This is a genomic window from Lacinutrix himadriensis (assembly GCF_001418105.1).
Classification (GTDB): Bacteria; Bacteroidota; Bacteroidia; order Flavobacteriales; family Flavobacteriaceae; genus Oceanihabitans; species Oceanihabitans himadriense.
Genome location: NZ_LIQI01000031.1, coordinates 134,630 through 155,123 on the forward strand (window position 1 = coordinate 134,630; position 20,494 = coordinate 155,123).

General features: G+C 34.4%; 14 protein-coding genes. 5 read left to right on the forward strand and 9 right to left on the reverse strand.

Annotation, left to right across the window (positions count from 1 at the left end):
* Positions 1-51: 51 nt before the first annotated feature.
* The 4 genes from AMD28_RS16575 (at position 52) to AMD28_RS16590 (ending at position 3,528) form a co-directional block, all read left to right on the forward strand.
* Entirely contained in the window at positions 52-603 is a 552-nt protein-coding gene (locus AMD28_RS16575) for an RNA polymerase sigma factor (RefSeq protein WP_083478356.1), read from the forward strand.
* On the forward strand, positions 587-1,147 hold the full coding sequence (locus AMD28_RS16580; protein WP_055445259.1) for a hypothetical protein: 561 nt from the start codon (positions 587-589) through the stop codon (positions 1,145-1,147). Before AMD28_RS16575 ends, AMD28_RS16580 begins: the two co-directional genes overlap by 17 nt.
* A gap of 14 nt (positions 1,148-1,161) precedes the next feature.
* Positions 1,162-2,706, forward strand: coding sequence for a hypothetical protein (locus AMD28_RS16585; RefSeq protein WP_152975641.1), 1,545 nt, complete (start codon positions 1,162-1,164; stop codon positions 2,704-2,706).
* 126 nt (positions 2,707-2,832) lie between these two features.
* Complete coding sequence (locus AMD28_RS16590; RefSeq protein WP_055445261.1) at positions 2,833-3,528, forward strand: peptidoglycan DD-metalloendopeptidase family protein; 696 nt, start codon at positions 2,833-2,835, stop codon at positions 3,526-3,528.
* On the opposite strand, the gene AMD28_RS16595 is transcribed toward AMD28_RS16590, so the two are convergent.
* The 9 genes from AMD28_RS16595 to AMD28_RS16635 all read right to left on the reverse strand — a co-directional run bounded on the left by AMD28_RS16595 (position 3,522) and on the right by AMD28_RS16635 (position 19,592).
* Entirely contained in the window at positions 3,522-4,286 is a 765-nt protein-coding gene (locus AMD28_RS16595; protein ID WP_083478357.1) for a T9SS type A sorting domain-containing protein, read from the reverse strand. The genes AMD28_RS16590 and AMD28_RS16595 overlap by 7 nt on opposite strands.
* Before the next feature lie 10 nt (positions 4,287-4,296).
* Positions 4,297-9,126, reverse strand: coding sequence for an HYR domain-containing protein (locus AMD28_RS16600; protein WP_055445263.1), 4,830 nt, complete (start codon positions 9,124-9,126; stop codon positions 4,297-4,299).
* 186 nt (positions 9,127-9,312) lie between these two features.
* Positions 9,313-9,717, reverse strand: coding sequence for a hypothetical protein (locus tag AMD28_RS16605; RefSeq protein ID WP_055445264.1), 405 nt, complete (start codon positions 9,715-9,717; stop codon positions 9,313-9,315).
* Between the two features lie 175 nt (positions 9,718-9,892).
* Positions 9,893-13,243: a preprotein translocase subunit SecA gene (gene secA / locus AMD28_RS16610; protein WP_055445265.1), complete on the reverse strand. Its 3,351-nt coding sequence runs from the start codon at positions 13,241-13,243 to the stop codon at positions 9,893-9,895.
* 195 nt (positions 13,244-13,438) lie between these two features.
* On the reverse strand, positions 13,439-13,660 hold the full coding sequence (locus tag AMD28_RS16615) for a DUF2795 domain-containing protein (RefSeq protein ID WP_008272287.1): 222 nt from the start codon (positions 13,658-13,660) through the stop codon (positions 13,439-13,441).
* A gap of 160 nt (positions 13,661-13,820) precedes the next feature.
* A complete protein-coding gene (locus AMD28_RS16620) occupies positions 13,821-14,393 on the reverse strand; it encodes a cob(I)yrinic acid a,c-diamide adenosyltransferase (protein ID WP_055445266.1) in 573 nt (190 codons plus the stop codon).
* Positions 14,394-15,309: 916 nt separating this feature from the next.
* Positions 15,310-15,996, reverse strand: a complete 687-nt coding sequence (locus AMD28_RS16625) for an ABC transporter ATP-binding protein (RefSeq protein WP_055445267.1) — start codon at positions 15,994-15,996, stop codon at positions 15,310-15,312.
* A gap of 66 nt (positions 15,997-16,062) precedes the next feature.
* On the reverse strand, positions 16,063-16,836 hold the full coding sequence (locus AMD28_RS16630) for an O-methyltransferase (RefSeq protein WP_055445268.1): 774 nt from the start codon (positions 16,834-16,836) through the stop codon (positions 16,063-16,065).
* An 893-nt stretch (positions 16,837-17,729) separates the two neighbouring features.
* Positions 17,730-19,592 (reverse strand): ABC-F family ATP-binding cassette domain-containing protein, encoded by a 1,863-nt coding sequence (locus tag AMD28_RS16635; protein ID WP_055445269.1) that lies wholly within the window; start codon positions 19,590-19,592, stop codon positions 17,730-17,732.
* 106 nt (positions 19,593-19,698) lie between these two features.
* Between AMD28_RS16635 and AMD28_RS16640 the strand changes: the two genes are divergently transcribed.
* Positions 19,699-20,493, forward strand: a complete 795-nt coding sequence (locus AMD28_RS16640; protein ID WP_055445270.1) for a polysaccharide biosynthesis/export family protein — start codon at positions 19,699-19,701, stop codon at positions 20,491-20,493.
* Position 20,494: the final 1 nt, after the last annotated feature.

Sequence of the window (20,494 nt, forward strand, 5' to 3'; positions counted from 1 at the left end):
ATTTTTTAATCGTCTTTAAGGAGAACAAACCAAAAACCAAAACTAAAAAGCGTGTTTCAAACAGAAATTATTGAAAAATGCAAACAGAACAACCGACTAGCACAAATGCAGTTGTACAACCAGTATTGCAATGGTATGTATATAGTTGCTAATCGGTTTGTAAAGGATGCAGCAGAAGCAGAAGATGTAGTGCAAGAGGCTTTTATTAAAGCATTTTCGAAACTACATCAATATAAAGCAGAAGTTACTTTTGGTGCTTGGTTAAAACGAATTGTTGTTAATAAAAGTATCGATTATTTAAAATCTAAAAAGCAACAAGTAGTTGCATTAGAAGAAGTGCACTTAAAAGTAATAGATACTTCCAATGATGACAAATGGTTAGTAGATGACACAACAACGGTAACAGAAGTTAAAAATGCGATAGATACTTTACCCGAAAAATACAAATATGTGATTACGCTTTTTTTATTAGAAGGTTATGATCATCAAGAAATCTCAGAGATTTTAAACATATCGCAAGTAGCATCTAGAACCCAGTTATCTAGAGGAAAACAAAAATTGCAAGAATTATTAAAACACAGAAAAGATGGCACAAGATATTAGAGACTTATTAAAGCAAGATCTGCAAGAGCAAAATAAAAAAATGCCAGAAAATCACGAAGCTAGATTTCTTGATAAACTAAACAAAGCATTGCCAGAACAGCAAAAACCTAAATTTAATTGGTTACAAATTGCTGCAAGTATGGTATTGTTTGTTGGTTTAGGTTATGGAGGCTTTAAGTATTTTAATAATCCAGTTGTACCTGTAGATAATAATACAACAGTTGTTGCTACTAAAAGCTTAGGAGATGTATCTCCAGACTTAAAAAAGGTAGAAGATTATTACTTAGCTAATATTAATCTAGAACTATCTAAAGTGAAATTAACACCAGAAAACAAAGAAATGTTTGATGGATATGTACAACGTTTAGAAGATTTAAAAAAGGAATACAGTAAGCTATCTGTAGAGTTAACAAACAATGGTCCTGACGAGCAAACCATTAATGCACTTATCGATAATTTGAAATTTAGATTAAACTTATTGCACCGATTAAAAGAACAATTAAAAACCTTAAGTACGTTGGATGCCAATCCAGATGTAATTTAAAAAGATATACTAAAATGAAAAAATCAAAGAATTTTCACGAACATTTATACCATAAGAATAACGTGAGTAAAAATTTAAGAATAACAATCCTAACGCTTTTTGTCGCTATAAGTAGTATGGCACAACAAAAGCTAGAAAAAATATCGCAATCTATCAACGTAGATAAAGACGCTATAATACATTTAAATACAAGTCATACCAATATTGAAATTGAAACTTGGAACAAAGATGTTATTGAAATTGAAGCATATATTGAAAGCGATATACTGTCTAATGAAGAATTGCAAAAAGCCTACAATGCTTGGCAAGTAAAAGTAGATGGTTCTAAAAATTTAGTTACCATTGAAACAGAAGGAGTATCAAACTCTTGGTCTAACGAAGGGATTGCTCTTTTTGATGAAAGCTCCATAGATGCTCTTAAAGAACTAGAATTTAAACTGGCAGATTTACCAGTAATGCCATTGGTAGAAGGTTTAATGGAATCTTTGCAAATAAAAGATATGCCAAAAATGCCTAACCTTCCAGATTTACCAGATGGTATGAATAACTTTAATTTCGACTATGAGAAATACCAAGAAGAAGGGGAAGAGTATCTAGAAAAATGGAGTAAAGAATACGAAGATAAATATGGTAAAGAGTATTCTGATAAGATGGAAAACTGGGCGAAAAACTTTGATGATAAAGATTGGAAAGAATACGAAAAGAAAATGGAAGCTTGGGGAGAGAAATTTGGAGAACAGTTTGGAAGTACGTTTGAAAAAAACATGGAAGCTTGGGGAGAAGAATTTGGAAAGAATTTTGAGCAAAAGATGGAAGCTTGGGGGAAAAATTTAGAAAAAACAATTGAAGAAAGCGACTTTGAAGAAAACATGGAAGCTTGGGGAGAGGCGCTAGGAAAACGTATTGAAGAATCCATAGAGCGCTCTTTAGGAGAAGGAGATAAGTATAACGATGCTCCTGAAGATCTTTTCTCTAGTTCTAAAAAATCGAACTTAAAAGTAAAGAAGACCATAAAAATTAAAATGCCTAAAAAAGCAAAACTTAAATTGAATGTAAGACATGGCTCGCTTAATTTAACATCTGTAATACACAATTTAAAAGCAGATATTTCGCATGCTAGTTTAACAGCAAATACCATTGATGGAAGCCAGACTTCCATCAATGTTTCCTATTCACCTGTTAGAATAACAAATTGGAATGCAGGCGAATTAAAACTGAACTATGTAGATCAAGCACTAATAAATTCTGCTACTAGTTTGGTTTTAAGCGCAAATTCTTCTAATGTTATGCTTAAAAATATTTTGAGCAATGCCATAATTGATGGTAGTTTTGGCGATTTAGTAATTGGAAATATTTCTAATGATTTTAAAAATATTAATCTTGTTTTAGAAAATAGCGAAGCCAATGTAAAACTGCCTCAAGGCGATTATAACTTATTTTATAAAGGCACAAAATCTTTATATAATAACGAAAGTACTTCTAGTAAAACTATAAATAGTGACAGTAATAAAACCATCGTTATTAACGCAAAGTATAGTAATGTAGTAGTGAAAAAGTAACCATTTTTAAACTATAATTTTTGTCCGTTTGAAGGTGTTTTCTATTCTATAATAAATGTAGAAGAACAAAACATCTCTTTTTAAACTTCAGTCATTTATGCTTACTTTTGAAAGAAACTAGATTAAATGAATGCTGAAGATTTCCTCTTATTCTTAAAAAGCATCGACACAAAACCGCTTCGTGTATTAGATGCTGCTATCCCGATTTCAGAATATACTCCTATCGATTTATCGGAAAACAATTCCGACTTAAATACTTTTAATGTTTCTTCTTCTCAAGCTTGGCAAACCTATGTCGAGCAATATCTAAAAAAGCACAATAAAAAAGTGGCTTTTGGTGGTTATGCCGAAAAACGAAATATCTACAAACGTAGCACGTATTTTAAACCCCAAAATATCGAGGAAGAGAGAAACATACATCTAGGTATGGATTTATGGATTGCTGCAGGAACTAAAATATACACACCTTTAGATGCAACAGTACATAGTTTTAAAAACAATACTAATTTTGGAGATTACGGACCAACCATAATTCTAAAGCATCAGATTAATGAGCAAGTATTTTATACGCTTTATGGCCATTTAAGTCTAGTATCTATAAATAACTTAAAAGTGGGGCAGCCTTTTCAAGCAGGAGCATGTATTGCAACCTTAGGAGATGCATCCGTTAATGGCGATTATGCGCCACATCTACACTTTCAGATTATAAGAAATATGGAAGATTATTTAGGGGATTATCCTGGCGTTTGTAGCAAAAAAAATCTGGACAATTTTATAATTAACTGTCCAGATCCTAACACATTACTAAAACTAAATTATTGATTAATTAGTACTTTAAAAGTGGCAACCTCGTTTGCTACTGATCTAATGGTTAAAAAATAAAGCGCATCTTCTAGATGTCGAATAGGAATAGCTATTTGGTTTGAAATAGGATTTATATCTTCTATTTGCTGGATACGTTTCCCATCGATACTGTGAATACTTATGCTGTTAATTTCTGAAGCCGTATTTGTTTTGATATAAAGCACATCACTTGCAGGGTTTGGAAATATAGAAAGACTTTCGCTAAAGTTGTTTTCTTGAGAGGTAAGTGTTGCTAGTATAATACTGTTTGAGCTACCAGTTACGTTTTCTAAAGCGGAATTTATAACGATGGTACCATTACCATTAGTTGCATTATCATATAATTGATGTTCAATCATGACACTTTCACTGGTGCTTATAACTTCAAAAACAGCAGTAAATAGAGGTGCTGTTCCAGAATAAGTAGCCCCAGCAGCGCCAGCACCATAGGTGATTTCTCCAAGCGTACCAATTCCTGGAGTACCAATATTAACTATTATAGACTCATCAGGTGTTAGGCTGTTTAATTGAATAACAGAGGGATTGTATTCTAGGTCAATTTGCAAGCCAAGGTATTCCGTTGTTCCTGCTACAGCTTGAAGTGAATACGTGAATGTCTGACCTATATTTAAAGGAGGAATTGCATCAACGCTAGCAACTAAATCTACAGTTTGTGCGGTAAGCATTAAACTACTAATGCTCGTTATTAGTAAAAATACTTTTTTTAGTGTTTTCATAATTATTGTTTTAATCGTTTTGTGAGTTTCCAGACTGTCCAAAGTTTAAGGATAGTAGTGCATAGTCAAATATGTTTATTATGTTATTATTATCAAAGTCTGATCTATCGTCATAACCCACTTGCATAGGTGATAAACCAAAGGATGGCGAAAGAATTCCAAGGTCAAAAATATTTATTATGTTATTGTTATCGGCATCTCCAGCTAATAATTCGGTGACAGTCTCTGTCTGGTCCCCAATTAAATTAACAGTTAAGAGGCGTTGTAAATACATAGCGTGTTTTACTAATACTTTGTAATTTCCTGGTAAGATTTCTGTACTAAGAATAATATTTCCAGAGGTATCTGCTGTCTCGTTTAAGTTATACGCTGGAGTAACTAAATCATTTATATCATAAATAATTACGGTATAATTACCGGAGTAATCGGTTCTGCCTTGTAAAGAAACATTTAGGTTTAAGCTATAAGTGGAAGTAACCGTTATGGTTTGTACACAAGTTAGCGAATCATTTCCTGAAGCATCTGTTGCAGTCCACGTTATGTTTGTGTCTCCTAAAGGATAAGGATCTGTTAACGGTAAGGCGTCATCTCTTATTCCGTTATAGGTAATAGTTGTGGTGCAATTGTCTGTTGCTGTTGGTTCAATAATCGTTATCGTTGCTTGGGTGATACCTTCAGCGACAAGTTCTTCTATATTTGAAGGACAAGTCATTACAGGTAATTCGTCGTCTGTAATCGTTATGGTTTGATCACAACTAATCGAATCATTATTAGCTGCATCTGTTGCAGTCCATGTAATAATAGTATCCCCAACTGGATAAGGGTCTGTTAATAATAAAGTGTCATTTCTTGCACCATTATAAGTAATAGTCGTGGTGCAATTATCTGTTGCAGTTGGCTCTATTATGGTAACAATCGCATTACAAGAAGCAGTGTCTGCAGTTTGTATAATGTCTAACGGACAGGTAATCACAGGAGGTTCTGTGTCTTCAATAACGTTCCACAGAAATGTTTCCGTAGCATCTGTACTACCAAGTTTAGAAACCGTAACGGTTACTTGATGTACACCATCACTATTTAATCCTCCAGTTATTGCACTAGCATCTATAGTTCCAAATATAAGCCCATTAGTTGGTTCAATTTGCAATCCGCTTGGTTGTCCGCTAATTGAATAGGTAAAGTTTTCAGTAGCGCTTCCGCCATTAGCAATAGCCGAAAAATCTGAAATTTCTAAGGCACAATTGGTAATATCTGCAATAGGATCGATAATAATATCCGAAGCTTGTAAAGCAAGAATTTCAATAGCATTTACCATTGGGTTTTCTAAGATTCTGAAAAATTCAATTTCTAAAATACCATCTAGTACAAGTACGTTTTTCTGAATCATACCAGCAACTCTGTGGCCATAAGTTCCAGAAGGATCAAAGTTCTCTAAAAATCGCTGATTTTCAATATCTACACTAAATAAGCGTTCTTCAGGATTTGAGGTTCCGTTATATAAGTTTGCAACATAAAAATTCACGATATAATCCCCATTAGGAACAGGGATAGAAAATATCATAGGAATAGAAGACGCGCTAATACTTCGTTGCGAATTCATAACTGTTTCATAAGTCGTTTGATCTATATAGGTAGGAATAGATGCATCTTTTGTTACATAATCTAAAGTAGAAATAACATATTTGGATCCAGAGGAAACAGAATAGGACGCGCCTGTATATGTTCCATTAACATCGTTTACTTCCCAATCTGGACCAGAATCACTAGCAGATATTAAAGGTCCTCCAGCGTTTATTCTAACTATTGGCGAAAAAGCATCTGTGATTTCTCCCGTTAAATTTATTTGAATAGGAGGGTTGTTACCAGAATGTACAATTTCTAAAGAAGCACTTTTTGCTCCTAAAATAGCATTAGAAATAAAGTGTATAGGAATATCTTCACTAGTTCCAGCATTAATGGTTAATGGTAAGGATACATTGGTTGAAAACATAGAGGCATCTGCTCCAGAAAAGTTAAGTGCTGTTATGGTAATGGCATCATCTGTTGGTCCGCCTTCATTATTAACGTTTAGGTGTTTTGTTCTTAACGAATTTGTAGTAGGAGTTAAGCCAAAATCTAAAGGATTTGGATTGGAAGTTAAGATGCCGTTTTGATTTTCATACACTTCAAAATAATCCCAAGTAGCAGTAAATGGATTTGATGAATTTCCAGATGCATCTTTGGCTGTTGAAACCATACCAATAGCTAAACCTTTGTTGTCTGTTGCGTCTAAAAAGTTTAATGGTAAGTTAATTGGACTGCCTAAAACTACTAGTGTTTGTCCGTCATCTATAGAATAAAATGGTTGTGCTGTATTTGCGGAAGGATTTATACTAAAGTATAAGCTTACGGAACCTGCATTTAATATTCCGGGAATGTCATAACTGTTGTTGGATGTAATAACGCCATTGTCTTCTAATAAAACTTGTAGTCCGCTCTCGGTATCACTATTACTAACACCATTCATTAAAACAAGTTTTAGGTAGTTGTCTTGATCTCCATTACCAAAACTAATACCATAAGACTGATGATCTATTGGTGTTGTTTGCGAGCCACTAATTCCGAAAAAAGGAGACTCTATTTTAGAATGAATGGTAAAAGGATTAGAATTGGTATCTACATTTACTCCAAATTGAAACCCGTTTTTTTGGTCATTCGTAACGGTGTCACCTCCAGTTGTTAGATCTACAGTTGCTTTTCCTGCAGCACCACCAAAAGATAAATTAACTTCTATGAATTGTGTTAAATAATCTGTAGTTCCAGAAGGGTCTAACATTAAACCAGTAAAGCCTAAGCCAAACAAACCAGTTCCTGGGTCATTATTCCAAAAAGGTAAATCTACTGGGAGATTTGTGTTTAAACCATTGTTGGCATCTAGAGCAAATACATCATTTACATCAAGTACACCATCGTTATCATCATCGGTATCATTTAAATCGGAAATAAAATCACCATCATTATCATTAGGCTTGCTTCCTTGGGAGCATATATTGGTGCCATTATCTAATTCATCTTGATTAGAAAATCCATCTCCATCGTTATCTGCAAGCGCATCATAACCAGGTTCACCGGGTTGCGTACAATCTAAATCCGATGGTTCAAAAATAGTAATGTTATTTGCGCCATAAGTTGCCGCCCAAACGGTACCGGGAAATACGTCTGCATCACCTTGAGCTGTAACATCTAAAGGTAAAGCACCAAAACCGCTAAATACCACTTCGTGCTCTAAAACACTATCTCCAGCGGCATTTAATGCATATCTATTAATGTCCCCATTAAAGGAAGCGGTTAATAGATTGCCTTGCATGATACCTCCAAAATTACTAGCCGTATATTCTGTTATTCCATTGGTAGAAGAGGATCTAAAATCTAGAATATTAATTTTCGAACTGCCAACAGGTTCATCTACTAGGTATTCTGCTAAACGAGGGTCATCTGGGAAATCTGCAATAGTAAAAGAAGTATTGAAGTATCCAGAGGTACCTGCGATAAGTGTTTGTAAATCATTAGTACTTGTTGCAACCCAGGAGCCACTTATGTTTTGATACGCTATAATACTCGCTCTAGAAGGAAAGGCGTTAATAGGAATTGGGTGTCCGCCATAATAGGTTTTATTGGCATCATTTACCGTACCAACAAAATGTAAAGGATCACCAATTAAACTACTTCCAGACTCATTCATTTCATTAGTTATATAATGATTTAACGGATCGTAGGTTACGGTGCTTTCATCTCCCAAAAACGTATTTGTTGCACTGTCGTAAATTTTAGGAACACCTCCCCAAAGAGAATTAGGGCCATTATCTGAAGTATAGATTCTTCCGCTTTCTGTAATAACAACATCGTAGGCATTTCTAAAACCAGGAGCAAATAGTTGCACTGGACCTCCAATTTCAGGAAAAGCCTGGTTTAAACTATTATGCCCTCCAAAGGGATCGTTGATATCGATGGTTGCATCTCGCAATGGGTGTCCAACTGGATATGGAAAATCTACATGCGTTTTATCGATATCTAATCTAGTAGGGTCATTTAAAGTTGGTAAATCATAAACGTAATCGGTATTATTTCTAGGGTCTGTATATACAGGCATCTGGTCTAGTTGCGTAAGATTTACGATTAGCATAGAACCGGATAAAAAATATTCTGGAGTACCAGCAAAATTATTACTTGGTGCTCCTTTATTGGTGTTTCCACCTTGTACAATTAAAAGGTAAGTGCTTCCGGAGCGTTCAAAAATATCCATACCGTTTATGGCGTGGTTTTCTTCACAACGAGGTAATCCTCTAATTAGATCGACTTTATTCCAAGTAGAACCAGTCCATTCTAATTTTGATAAAACACTAGAATTGGTGTCTAAGTTGGTGTCGCTTCCAGCACCTCCACCACCAAATAGGTAATCGGATGAGGTTACATATATAATTGGATTTGTAGAAGTTCCTGCGGTAACTATTCCTGTTATTAAACGTTGTTGTGTTGTATTCGAAATACCAGAATCATTATGATTAACAATACCTGTTTGAATGGCTGTAATCTGTTCTGTATTTGTTATTGTGTAGGTTCCATTTCCTGATGTAGCAGCATCTCTACTTATGGTGTATGCCCAAATTTTACCATCTTGTTGTGCAACATATAATCTGTTGTCTGGACCAAATTCTAAAGAAGTAGGGTTAAGTACCGATTCTCCAACCAAACCAGATGCACCAAAACTAATCGTTTGCGCAATAATATTGGATGAAAAAGGAAATGCAGAAATTAAGATAAATAGCACAAAATTTCGCTTTAATGTAAAGTAAAGCTTCATAATTTTTTTTCGTTTTTTATTAAGTGCTATTAATCGAAAAAAATATAGGAGTATGTGTTGCGTCTAGCAACGTAATAAATTTAAGAAATATTGAATAGACTACCTTGTATACCGAAGTATATTCGTTGAAACGAAATAAAATCGGTTGTTTTGTTTATTTGAAAAAAGAATTATTAGAGGAGAAATTTATTCTTCATTCATTTTATTAATAGCAGCTATTCTACCAAGAAAAAAAGCAGCAATAACAGCAATTATTCCTGTAATTACAGACCATGTTGGATGTGACATAGCAAAAGAGCCACCAATAGACCCTAAAATGATTATTCCTGCAACAATATATGCGGGAATTAAAGAAGTTTCTGAAACTGCTGTAGATGCTATCATGCCACCTATAATTCCGAAAAAGTGAGCTACAATAACTAAAATCATTGCTCCAGTAGGTATTAAATGCATGTTTTGTTTAATGGAATCTGGATCCATAGGATTTGCTCCTGGGGGAAAAGTGAAAAATTGAGGTCCTAAAATGTATAATAAAAACACTACTAATCCAGAAACAACTAGACCAACAGCAATAGCAAATGCGTTTCTCATATCTTCAATTTTTGGTTTGGTTTTTTAAAGATACAAAAAAATATTTGTTAAAAAATTACGACTTACATATTGAGGTGTTCTTTTATTTAGAAATAAGGCAATAAAAAACCTGAAGTGTGACCTTCAGGTTTTAATATTTTGAAACAAGTCCAATTTGGGTATTCTATTTTAGTTATTACTCCACTAAAACCCATTCGCCTTTTGCAATTAAAGGCTCTGCTTGTTTGTATTTTAAGGTTTTGTTTTCCCCACTCATAACGTGTTTAATAGTAACCTTGTCGTTACGTCCAACTTTTGGTTTGTCACGTACAATTGTTTCTACTACTTCTGGTTGACGTTGCGTGTTACCAGCAGCTCTGCTTTGTGCAGAACGTTCGTCCATGTTTGGGATTTCTTCTTTTTTCGTTTGTAAGTTTTCCTTTTTACGCGTTTCTTTTGCTTCTTGAATATTAGATTCTTGCGTTGGCAATTCTCCTTTAAATAAGAAAGAAATTACATCTTTATTTACTTGGTCTATGGTTGTTTTGAACAACTCAAAAGCTTCAAATTTATAAATTAATAAAGGATCTTTTTGCTCATGTACTGCTAATTGTACCGATTGTTTTAACTCATCCATTTTACGTAAATGCGTTTTCCAAGCATCATCAATAATTGCTAGTGTGATGTTTTTCTCAAAATCGGTAATAAGTTGCTTTCCTTTCGTTTCATATGCTTTTTCAAGATCTGTAACTACTTGTAAAGATTTTACACCATCTGTAAATGGTACTACTATTCTTTTAAATTTATCGCGTTGTGTTTCGTATACATTTGCAATAATAGGGAATGCTATTTCTGCATTACGTTCCATTTTAGCTCTGTAATGATCAAAAGCAGCTTTATATACACGTTGTGCAATATCTAGCACAGGAAGCTTTACAAATTCTGCTTCAGTGATAGGCGAACTCATAGAGAAATAACGAATCAATTCAAATTCGAAATTCTTAAAATCGGAAGCTCCTTTATTTGTTTCTGTAATGTTTTCAGCAGTATCATAAACCATATTGGCTATATCTACACGAAGACGTTCTCCAAATAAAGCATGATATCTACGTTTGTAAACTACTTCACGTTGTGAGTTCATTACATCATCATATTCTAGTAAACGCTTACGTACACCAAAATTGTTTTCTTCTACTTTTTTCTGTGCTCTTTCAATAGATTTTGAAATCATAGAATGCTGAATCACTTCACCTTCTTCTAATCCCATTCTATCCATCATTTTAGCAATACGTTCACTACCAAAAAGACGCATTAAATTATCTTCTAACGAAACATAGAACTGTGAGCTACCAACATCTCCTTGACGACCAGCACGACCACGTAATTGTCTATCTACACGACGCGAATCATGACGTTCTGTACCAATAATTGCTAAACCACCTGCTGCTTTTACTTCGTCAGATAATTTAATATCTGTACCACGACCAGCCATATTGGTTGCAATAGTTACTTGTCCAGATCTACCAGCTTCGTCTACTATTTCTGCTTCTTTTTTATGTTGTTTTGCATTTAATACATTGTGAGGTACTTTACGAATAGAAAGCATTTTTCCTAAAAGCTCTGAGATCTCTACATTGGTAGTACCAATTAAGACAGGTCTTCCTGCTTGTGAAAGTTTGGTTACTTCATCAATAACAGAATTGTATTTTTCACGTTTTGTTTTAAATACTAAATCTTGTCTGTCATCACGGGCAATTGGTTTGTTTGTCGGAATTTCTACAACATCTAATTTGTAAATTTCCCAAAACTCACCAGCTTCTGTTACCGCAGTACCTGTCATACCAGAAAGCTTTCGGTACATTCTAAAGTAGTTTTGAAGCGTTACTGTTGCAAAAGTTTGCGTAGCATCTTCAATTTTCACATTTTCTTTAGCTTCGATTGCTTGGTGTAAACCGTCAGAATAACGACGACCATCCATAATACGACCCGTTTGCTCATCTACAATCATTACTTTATTATCCATTACCACATATTGGTTGTCTTTTTCAAAAAGAGCATATGCTTTTAGTAATTGGTTTAATGTATGTATACGTTCCGATTTGATGCCGAAGTCTCTGAATAAATCTTCTTTTTCTTCTGCTTCTTCCTCTTTACTTAATCCTTTTGCTTCAATTTTAGCAATTTCAATACCAATTTCTGGCATCACGAAAAAGTCCGGATTATCTTTTCCAGAGATGTATTCAATACCTTTATCTGAAAGTTCTATTTGATTGTTTTTTTCTTCAATTACATAGTACAACTCGGCGTCTACCTTTGGCATTTCGCGATTGTTGTCTTGCATGTAATAGTTTTCTGTTTTTTGAAGTAGTTGTTTAACACCTTCTTCACTTAAAAACTTAATTAATGCTTTGTTTTTAGGAATACCTCTATACGCACGAAGTAGTTGAAAACCACCTTCTTTTTCATCGCCAGAAGCGATAAGCTTTTTGGCTTCGGCTAAAACACCTGTTAAGTATTTACGTTGTACAGAAACAATATCTTCTACTTTTGGTTTTAAGGCATCAAACTCATGTTGATCTCCTTTTGGTATTGGACCAGAAATAATTAATGGTGTTCTTGCATCATCGACTAAAACAGAATCCACCTCATCGACTATAGCATAGTGATGTGGACGTTGCACTAAATCGTCAGGATTATGTGCCATATTATCACGTAGGTAATCAAAACCAAACTCGTTGTTGGTACCATAGGTGATGTCTGCGTTATATGCTTTTTTTCTAGCTGCAGAATTTGGTTTGTGGTAATCTACACAATCCACACTCATACCATGAAACTCAAATATTGGAGCCATCCATGCGCTATCTCTTTTTGCTAGGTAATCATTTACGGTTACTAAGTGCACACCACGACCAGCTAATGCGTTAAGATATACAGGAAGTGTTGCTACTAATGTTTTACCTTCTCCAGTATGCATTTCGGCAATTTTACCTTGGTGCATGGCAATACCACCAATTAATTGCACGTCATAATGAATCATGTCCCAAGTAATTGCTTTTCCAGCAGCATCCCAAGAGTTTGCCCAAATGGCTTGGTCACCTTCTAGGGTTACATAATCGTGTTCTCCAGAGATTACTCTGTCAAACTCATTTGCAGTAACGTTTATAGAAGTGTTATTTGTAAAACGTTTAGCCGTTTCTTTTACAACAGCAAAAGCTTCTGGTAAAATATCGTTTAATACGTCTTCTGTAACTTTGTAAACCTCATCCTTTATAGTATCTATTTCTAAATAAATATCTTCGCGTTTATCAATATCCTCTTCTTTTTCTGCATCTTCTAAAAGAGCATCTATTTTAGTTTGAAGTGGTTTACGTGCTTCCGCTATTTTTTCTTTAAAGAAATCTGTTTTTGCTCTAAGTTCATCGTGAGATAATGCTTCTAGTGCAGCTTCAAAGGTTTTAATTTTATTTACTAAAGGCGTTATGGACTTTACGTCTTGTTTAGACTTGTCTCCAACAAACATTTTTAGTACAGAATCTAAAAAATTCATGCGTGGTATGTTTTTGTTTTTTATATCCCTTTAAACATAGCTTAATGGGATGTAAAGTTTTTGATTGTTATTGTGTATTTATTGAAATCCTAAATGAAAAGGATATCAAAGATACGTTAAGTTGTTATTTTATTTTAGTTATAGCCAATAAAAAAAGCCTCGATATGAGACTTTTTTATTGATAATTTTTTGATATTAATACTCGTCCTCATTCCAGAGGTAATCTTCGTCGGTTGGATAATCAGGCCAAATTTCTTCAATAGAGTCGTAAGAGTCTCCTTCGTCCTCAATAGCTTGTAAATTTTCAACAACTTCTAAAGGTGCTCCTGTTCTGATTGCGTAATCAATAAGTTCGTCCTTTGTTGCTGGCCAAGGTGCATCACTTAAATAAGATGCTAGTTCTAATGTCCAATACATTTCTAAATTGTTTTTATTTTTGCAAAAATAAATTTTTAGTTTAGATAGTCAAGAAAAAAGTGAATTATTTTTTCAATAAATTAAAAGAACGTCAATTTTAACTGTAAGCTACTGGCTACTAAAGTATTTTGCAGTTGTTACTAATTGCAGATGAAAAAGGCTATTGCTTTTCAGGAATCCATTTTACTTCGTCTGCCTTCAAGTCATAAGACAACTTTCGTGCCAAGACAAAAAGATAGTCTGATAATCGGTTTAAGTACATTAAAGTAGTTGGTTCTACCGTTTCGATGTCGTTTAATGCCGAAGCTAAACGCTCTGCACGTCTGCAAACACAGCGTGCTATGTGACAGAATGACACGGTTTGGTGACCACCAGGAAGTACAAAGTGCGTCATCTGTGGCAAGTCTTCATTCATGGTGTCCATTTCCTTTTCTAAGAGCTCTATATTTTCGTTAGAAATCTTAGGGATGTTTAAACGTTCTTTTCCATTTTTAAGCACTGCTTTTTCTGGATCTGTTGCCAAAACGGCTCCTACCGTAAAAAGGCGGTCTTGTATATGGATAAGAATTTCTTTGTATTTGGTGTTTATGTCTTGATCTCTAATTAAACCAATATGGGAGTTTAGCTCATCTACGGTTCCATAACTATTAATACGAATATGATGCTTTGCCACTCTGGTACCTCCAAAAAGTGCCGTGGTACCTTTATCTCCTGTTTTTGTGTATACTTTCATGTATGCAAGTTAAAAGTTATAAGGGAGAAGGCAAAAGAATGGTCGTTAAAAGTTGTGTTGTTAAGTGTTAAAATAAGAAGAGAGTCTTTTGTTTTTTCTATACACCCCTATGCGCTTTGCTTGGTATCTTCAATGAAAATATATTTTCATTTCAATAACCCTCAAGGGGATTTCTTGCGTGTTTACTCGGTATTTGAAACACCCCTATGAGCTTTGCTCGGTATCTTCAATGAAAATATATTTTCATTTCAATAACCCTCAAGGGGACAAGCCTAGCGAGTATACTCTAATTGTAAAATTAGTTCTTGTTTCATCTAGAATAATAAAAAGACACTAGATTTCAGCTCCTTCCTTTAGCTAAAGGAAGGTGGTTTTTTGTTTTAACAAAAAAGCGGAAGGTTTGTCTTAAAAGGCGAAGCCCTTTTATGGATTTAAATAAGATGGGAAGCTTTTGGTTTTGAAGCAGCGCTAATGCACTTTTTCGGTAGATTTAACACCCCTAAAGTCCCCTCAAGGGGACAATCCTAGCGAGTATACTCTAATTGTAAAATTAGTTCTTGTTTCATCTAGAATAATAAAAAGACACTAGATTTCAGCTCCTTCCTTTAGCTAAAGGAAGGTGGTTTTTTGTTGTAGCAAAAAAGCGGAAGGTTTGTCTTAAAAGGCGAAGCCCTTTTTAAAATGTAGCATTTAAAAAACGGATAGTCTAGATATTGGTAGCTTAAAAAGGACCTGAAGGGTTTACCCGCAATAAGGATTGTAGAGGTTAGCTATTGTAAAACTTCCATAAAAGGTTTTACAAAACTAGTAACGGAAAGCCTGGTTGTTTTTGGTTTTTTTCACCAAAAACAAATTGCCCAAATAAGAAAGAGATTTCTCGACAAGCTCGAAATGACAATATTCTAAAAACCAAATATTACCTATTTCTAGTATCACTCTCCACAACACCATCTCGTAAACGAATTACGCGATGTGCATGTGCTGCAATTTCTTCTTCGTGGGTTACCATAATAACGGTGTTTCCTGCTTTGTGGATTTCATCAAACAAGCCCATGATTTCTAATCCTGTTTTAGAGTCTAAGTTTCCTGTTGGCTCATCGGCAAGAATAATGGATGGATTGTTTACTAAAGCTCTACCAACTGCTACACGTTGGCGTTGTCCACCAGAAAGTTGGTTAGGTCTGTGGTCCATTCTGTCGGCTAAACCTACGTCTGTTAAAACTTCAGCAGCACGCGCATGACGTTCTGATTTCGATTTTCCTGCATAAACCATTGGTAATGCCACATTATCTAGAGCGGTGGTTCGTGGTAATAGGTTGAAGGTTTGAAATACAAAGCCAATTTCTTTATTACGAATATCTGCAAGTTGATCGTCAGACATCTTACTAACATCTTGACCGTTTAGCAAGTAGCTACCAGAAGTTGGTGTGTCTAAGCAACCTAAAAGATTCATTAATGTAGATTTTCCGGAACCAGAAGGTCCCATAATTGCTACATAATCACCACGTTCTATATTTAAATCGATTCCTTTTAAAACATGTACGGTTTCTGTTCCAAGTTTAAAATCACGAATAATATTTTTAATTTCAATAACGTTGCTCATCTTTTATTTTTTGTTGCTACAAGTTAAAATATTCTATAAAGGTAAGACGCATTTTAATAAAAGTTGTTACACTCTAATAGTAAAATGTTCTTTTTCTTGTTCTTTACGGAAGCATACGAATCCCCAGAAAAAGGTGTCTATAGTTACGGTGACTTTTGGGTGTTTTTTTATTTCTTCCCAAGCTTCTGTCATGGAAGGAGACCAATGAATATCATCAAAAATGAGTACCGAATCATTATGGATATTATCCAGTAAAGTTTCAAAATAGTTTAAAGTCGCTTCTTTTTGATGGTTTCCGTCGATATAAATAAGGTCGAAAGTTTTATTTTTTAGCTTGGCTAATTCCGTTTCAAAATTATTATTTTTTAAATCGATATTCTTCAAGTTAAAAGCATCAAATTGCTGCTTTGCTATTTTTGCAGTTTCGGGGCAGCCTTCTATGGTTAGTAAATTTCCTTTTTTATTTCCTAAGCTTAAAGCCGCGGTTGCTAATCCTAAGGAGGTTCCTAGTTCTAGCGCATTATTAATTTGAAAGTAATCTGCAATGCGGTAGAGTAGGCGTGCTCTTTTTTTTGTGATTCCTGCGGTTTTTGCAATTTTTGAAATGGGTCTTTGATCGGATTTAAACACGCGACTTCCAGCACCAAAGTCGGTTACTGCGATGGTTGTATTGTTTTGGTATAGTTTTTCTCTGTATTGTTTTAGCGTATGGTAATCTTCAAATTTTGTTTTGTTGTAAAAACATAAGGTTACTAGTTGGTAAACAAACGGAGAGTGTATACCATGTTGATTGGTGGATTTTTTTAGGAATTTTACGTATTGTTTGATTTGGTATAGCATGGTTTTGGGTAAAGAGACAAAGGTAATAAGGGTGAAGGCAAAAGGCAAAAGTTTAAAAGAGATTTCTCGACAAGCTCGAACTGACAAATGTTTTAGTGTTCCGTGTTCTGTTAAAAAAGATTTCTCGACAAGCTCGAAATGACAATTTCAATTAACAATTAACAATTAACAATTAACAATTAACAACTAACAACTAACAACTATAACATAAATCAACCCTCAATCACAAAACTCCTTCCCTTTTTTCAAGGGAAGGTGGATTTGATTTCCATAAAAGAAATCAAAGACGGAAGGGTTTTTTTAGCTTTATATTTAGGTTTTATCTTCATTAGATCTATAATCACCTGGAAAAAAACACCCCTAAAGTCCCCTCTAGGGGACATCCCTACGGGAATACTTAAAGAGTAAAAGTAACTCTTGTTTTACTATAATACCCTAACTAATCTCGATTCCAGCTCCTTCCTTTAGCTAAAGGAAGGTGGATTTTTGTTTTAACAAAAATCCGGAAGGTTTGCCTTAAAAGGCGAAGCCCTTTTATAGTTGTAAAAAAGAAGGGAGGTTTTTGCTTAATTTAGCTCTGCCCTTAAACACCCCTATGAGCTAGGCTCGGTAATTTCAAAACAAAATGCATTTTGTTTCTCATTAACCCTCCAGGGGACATCCCTACGAGAATGCTTAAAGAGTAAAAGCAACTCTTGTTTTACTATAATACCCTAACTAATCTCGATTCCAGCTCCTTCCTTTAGCAAAAGGAAGGTGGATTTTTGTTTTAACAAAAATCCGGAAGGTTTGCCCTAAAAGGCGAAGCCCTTTTATAAATGTAAATAAGACTGAAAATCAGGATGGAAAACTTCTGAATTTTTTAACATATTCTGCCCACTGCCTACTTTTTCTCACTCCTCCAATTTTTCCATAAGTTCAAACCAACGTGCTTCTTTGGTTTCCATTTCTGTAATGATATTTTGTAATTTATCAGAAAGTGCTGTTATGGCGTCTTGCGATAAAGTTTCGTCTAGGAATTTTGCTTCTAATTCCTTTTTGTCGAACTCTAAAGCTTTCAGCTTGCTTTCCATGTTCTTATATTCTTTTTGCTCGTTGTAAGAAAGTTTATTATTGCTTTCTTTTTTCCAAGATTTCTTTTCTTTTTTGTCGTCGTTGTTTTCTGCTATTGCTGGCTGACTGTCTTCGTAGGTTCTAAAATCACTATAGTTCCCAGGGAAATCTTCCACAACACCTTCTCCTCTAAAAACAAAAAGATGGTCTACAATTTTATCCATAAAATACCTGTCATGCGAAACCACAATCAAGCAACCAGGAAAATCCAGTAAGAAACTTTCTAATACATTTAGGGTTACAATATCTAAATCGTTAGTAGGCTCATCCAGAATTAAAAAATTTGGGTTCTGAATTAAAACCGTACATAAATACAGCCTTTTTCGTTCGCCACCACTAAGTTTTTCTACAAAGTCATACTGCTTTTTTCTGTCGAAAAGAAAACGTTCTAAAAGCTGTTGTGCACTTATTTGTTTTCCTTTTTTTAGTGGAATATAATCCCCGAATTCGCGGACTACATCTATCACTTTCTGGTTGGGTTTGATGTCAATCCCACTTTGCGTATAGTAACCGAATTTTACCGTTTCCCCAATTACAATTCTTCCAGAATCCGGATGTGCAGTTTCCGTAAGAATATTTAGAAAAGTAGATTTTCCAGTTCCGTTTTTACCAATAATTCCAACACGTTCTCCTTTTTGAAAGTTGTATTCAAATTGGTCTAAAATGATTTTGTCTTTAAAAGCTTTCGATATTTTATGAATCTCGACAATTTTGGTTCCAAGACGTTCCATGTTCAGCTCTAGCTGCATCTCATGGTCATTTCTACGTTGGTGTGCTCGGTGTTTTATTTCTGTAAAATCATCTATTCTAGATTTCGACTTTGTAGTTCTAGCCTTTGGCTGTCTACGCATCCAGGTCAGCTCTTTTTTATACAGTTGCTTCGCTTTACCTGTTTCTACCGTTTCTATGTTTATGCGTTCTTCTTTCTTTTCTAAGTAGTAGGAGTAATTTCCTTTGTAGGAGAATAATTCGCCTTGGTCTAGTTCTATAATCTCATTACATACACGCTCTAAAAAGTAACGATCATGCGTTACCATAAAAAGAGTGATGTTTTCTTTTGCAAAAAAGGATTCTAACCACTCAATCATTTCTAAATCTAAATGATTGGTTGGCTCATCCAGAATTAGTAAATCGGGTTTGTTAATTAAGGCATTCGCCAAAGAAAGACGTTTTTTCTGTCCACCAGAAAGCGTACTCACTTTTTGATCAAAACCTTCTAGATTTAGCTTGAATAAGATTTGTTTGTATTGTGTTTCAAAATCCCAAGCGTTATGAATCTCCATATTTTCAAAAGCTTTTTGATAGGCTTCTGCGTCTTCCGGATTTAAAAGTGCTTTTTCATAAGCTTGAATCACTTTTAGAATTTCATTATCCGAACTAAAAATGGTTTCTTCAATTGTTAGATTTTGGTCTAAAATAGGTTCTTGTGGTAAGAAAGAAACCACGATATCTTTTCTAAAAATGACTTGACCAGAATCTGGTTCATCTAATTTTGCTAGAATGTTTAGGATAGAAGTTTTTCCGGTTCCGTTTTTAGCTACAAAAGCTACTTTTTGATCTTTATGAATACTAAAAGAAATGTCTTGAAAAAGCGTAAGCTCTCCATACGATTTCGATATATTTTCTACGTTGAGATAATTCAAATTATATGTTTTTTACAAATAACGTACAAAAAACCAAAAAAAGTTCCATAAGTTTTTATATTCCTCTTGAAAAGTTATATTTGTTAAATAACATTAAACTTCAAAAATGAAGAGATTATTTTTGGTATTTTCTTTACTAATTACTGTGTTTGTTAGCTCTTGTATTCCGCATAAAGACACCTTATATATTCAAGATAAAGGAACTGCAATAGATTCCTTACAAACGATAGTAGAACAGCAAAAGCCATATCGCGTACAAATTAACGATATCTTAAACATTCGTGTTAAAGCATTAGATCAAGAAAATGTACAGATTTTTAATCCTATAGGAAATGGAGATCTAAATGCAAGTGGTGTAGAGAAATCTTATTTTGATGGGTTTACGGTAGATTTACACGGTAATATTAGAATTCCAACCTTGGGTAAAATGAATGTGCTGGGCTATACTACCGAAGAGATTGAGCAAATGATAGAAAAAAAGCTATTGGCAGAAGAGTTTAAAGAAACCGCCAATATCTTTGTAACGGTAAAACTTACGGGGTTAAAATACATTACCACAGGAGAAATAGGAAGCACCGGAACTAAAGTATTGTTTCAAGAACGTGTAAATATATTAGAAGCTATTGCGAATTCTGGAGACATTCCGGTAACAGGGGATAAAAAAGATGTGTTGATTATTAGACAATATCCACAAGGGCAAAAAATTCACCATCTAGATTTAACAGATATCAATGTGATGAATTCACCGTATTATTATATCCAACCCAACGATATGATTTATGTGAAACCTTTAAAACAAAAAGCTTGGGGTACAGGAACCAATGCACTGCAAAATATTGGTGCTATTGCTACGGTCTTATCTGTAATAACTACTACTGTTTTATTATTACAACGTATATAAA

Excerpts from the sequence above, each read along its gene's own strand:
- AMD28_RS16595 (WP_083478357.1), bottom strand. The coding sequence starts at position 4,286 with ATGAAAACACTAAAAAAAGTATTTTTACTAATAACGAGCATTAGTAGT.
- AMD28_RS16585 (WP_152975641.1), top strand. The coding sequence starts at position 1,162 with ATGAAAAAATCAAAGAATTTTCACGAACATTTATACCATAAGAATAAC.
- AMD28_RS16615 (WP_008272287.1), bottom strand. The coding sequence starts at position 13,660 with ATGTATTGGACATTAGAACTAGCATCTTATTTAAGTGATGCACCTTGG.
- AMD28_RS16640 (WP_055445270.1), top strand. The coding sequence starts at position 19,699 with ATGAAGAGATTATTTTTGGTATTTTCTTTACTAATTACTGTGTTTGTT.
- AMD28_RS16590 (WP_055445261.1), top strand. The coding sequence starts at position 2,833 with ATGAATGCTGAAGATTTCCTCTTATTCTTAAAAAGCATCGACACAAAA.
- AMD28_RS16600 (WP_055445263.1), bottom strand. The coding sequence starts at position 9,126 with ATGAAGCTTTACTTTACATTAAAGCGAAATTTTGTGCTATTTATCTTA.
- AMD28_RS16630 (WP_055445268.1), bottom strand. The coding sequence starts at position 16,836 with ATGCTATACCAAATCAAACAATACGTAAAATTCCTAAAAAAATCCACC.
- secA (WP_055445265.1), bottom strand. The coding sequence starts at position 13,243 with ATGAATTTTTTAGATTCTGTACTAAAAATGTTTGTTGGAGACAAGTCT.
- AMD28_RS16580 (WP_055445259.1), top strand. The coding sequence starts at position 587 with ATGGCACAAGATATTAGAGACTTATTAAAGCAAGATCTGCAAGAGCAA.
- AMD28_RS16605 (WP_055445264.1), bottom strand. The coding sequence starts at position 9,717 with ATGAGAAACGCATTTGCTATTGCTGTTGGTCTAGTTGTTTCTGGATTA.
- AMD28_RS16620 (WP_055445266.1), bottom strand. The coding sequence starts at position 14,393 with ATGAAAGTATACACAAAAACAGGAGATAAAGGTACCACGGCACTTTTT.
- AMD28_RS16625 (WP_055445267.1), bottom strand. The coding sequence starts at position 15,996 with ATGAGCAACGTTATTGAAATTAAAAATATTATTCGTGATTTTAAACTT.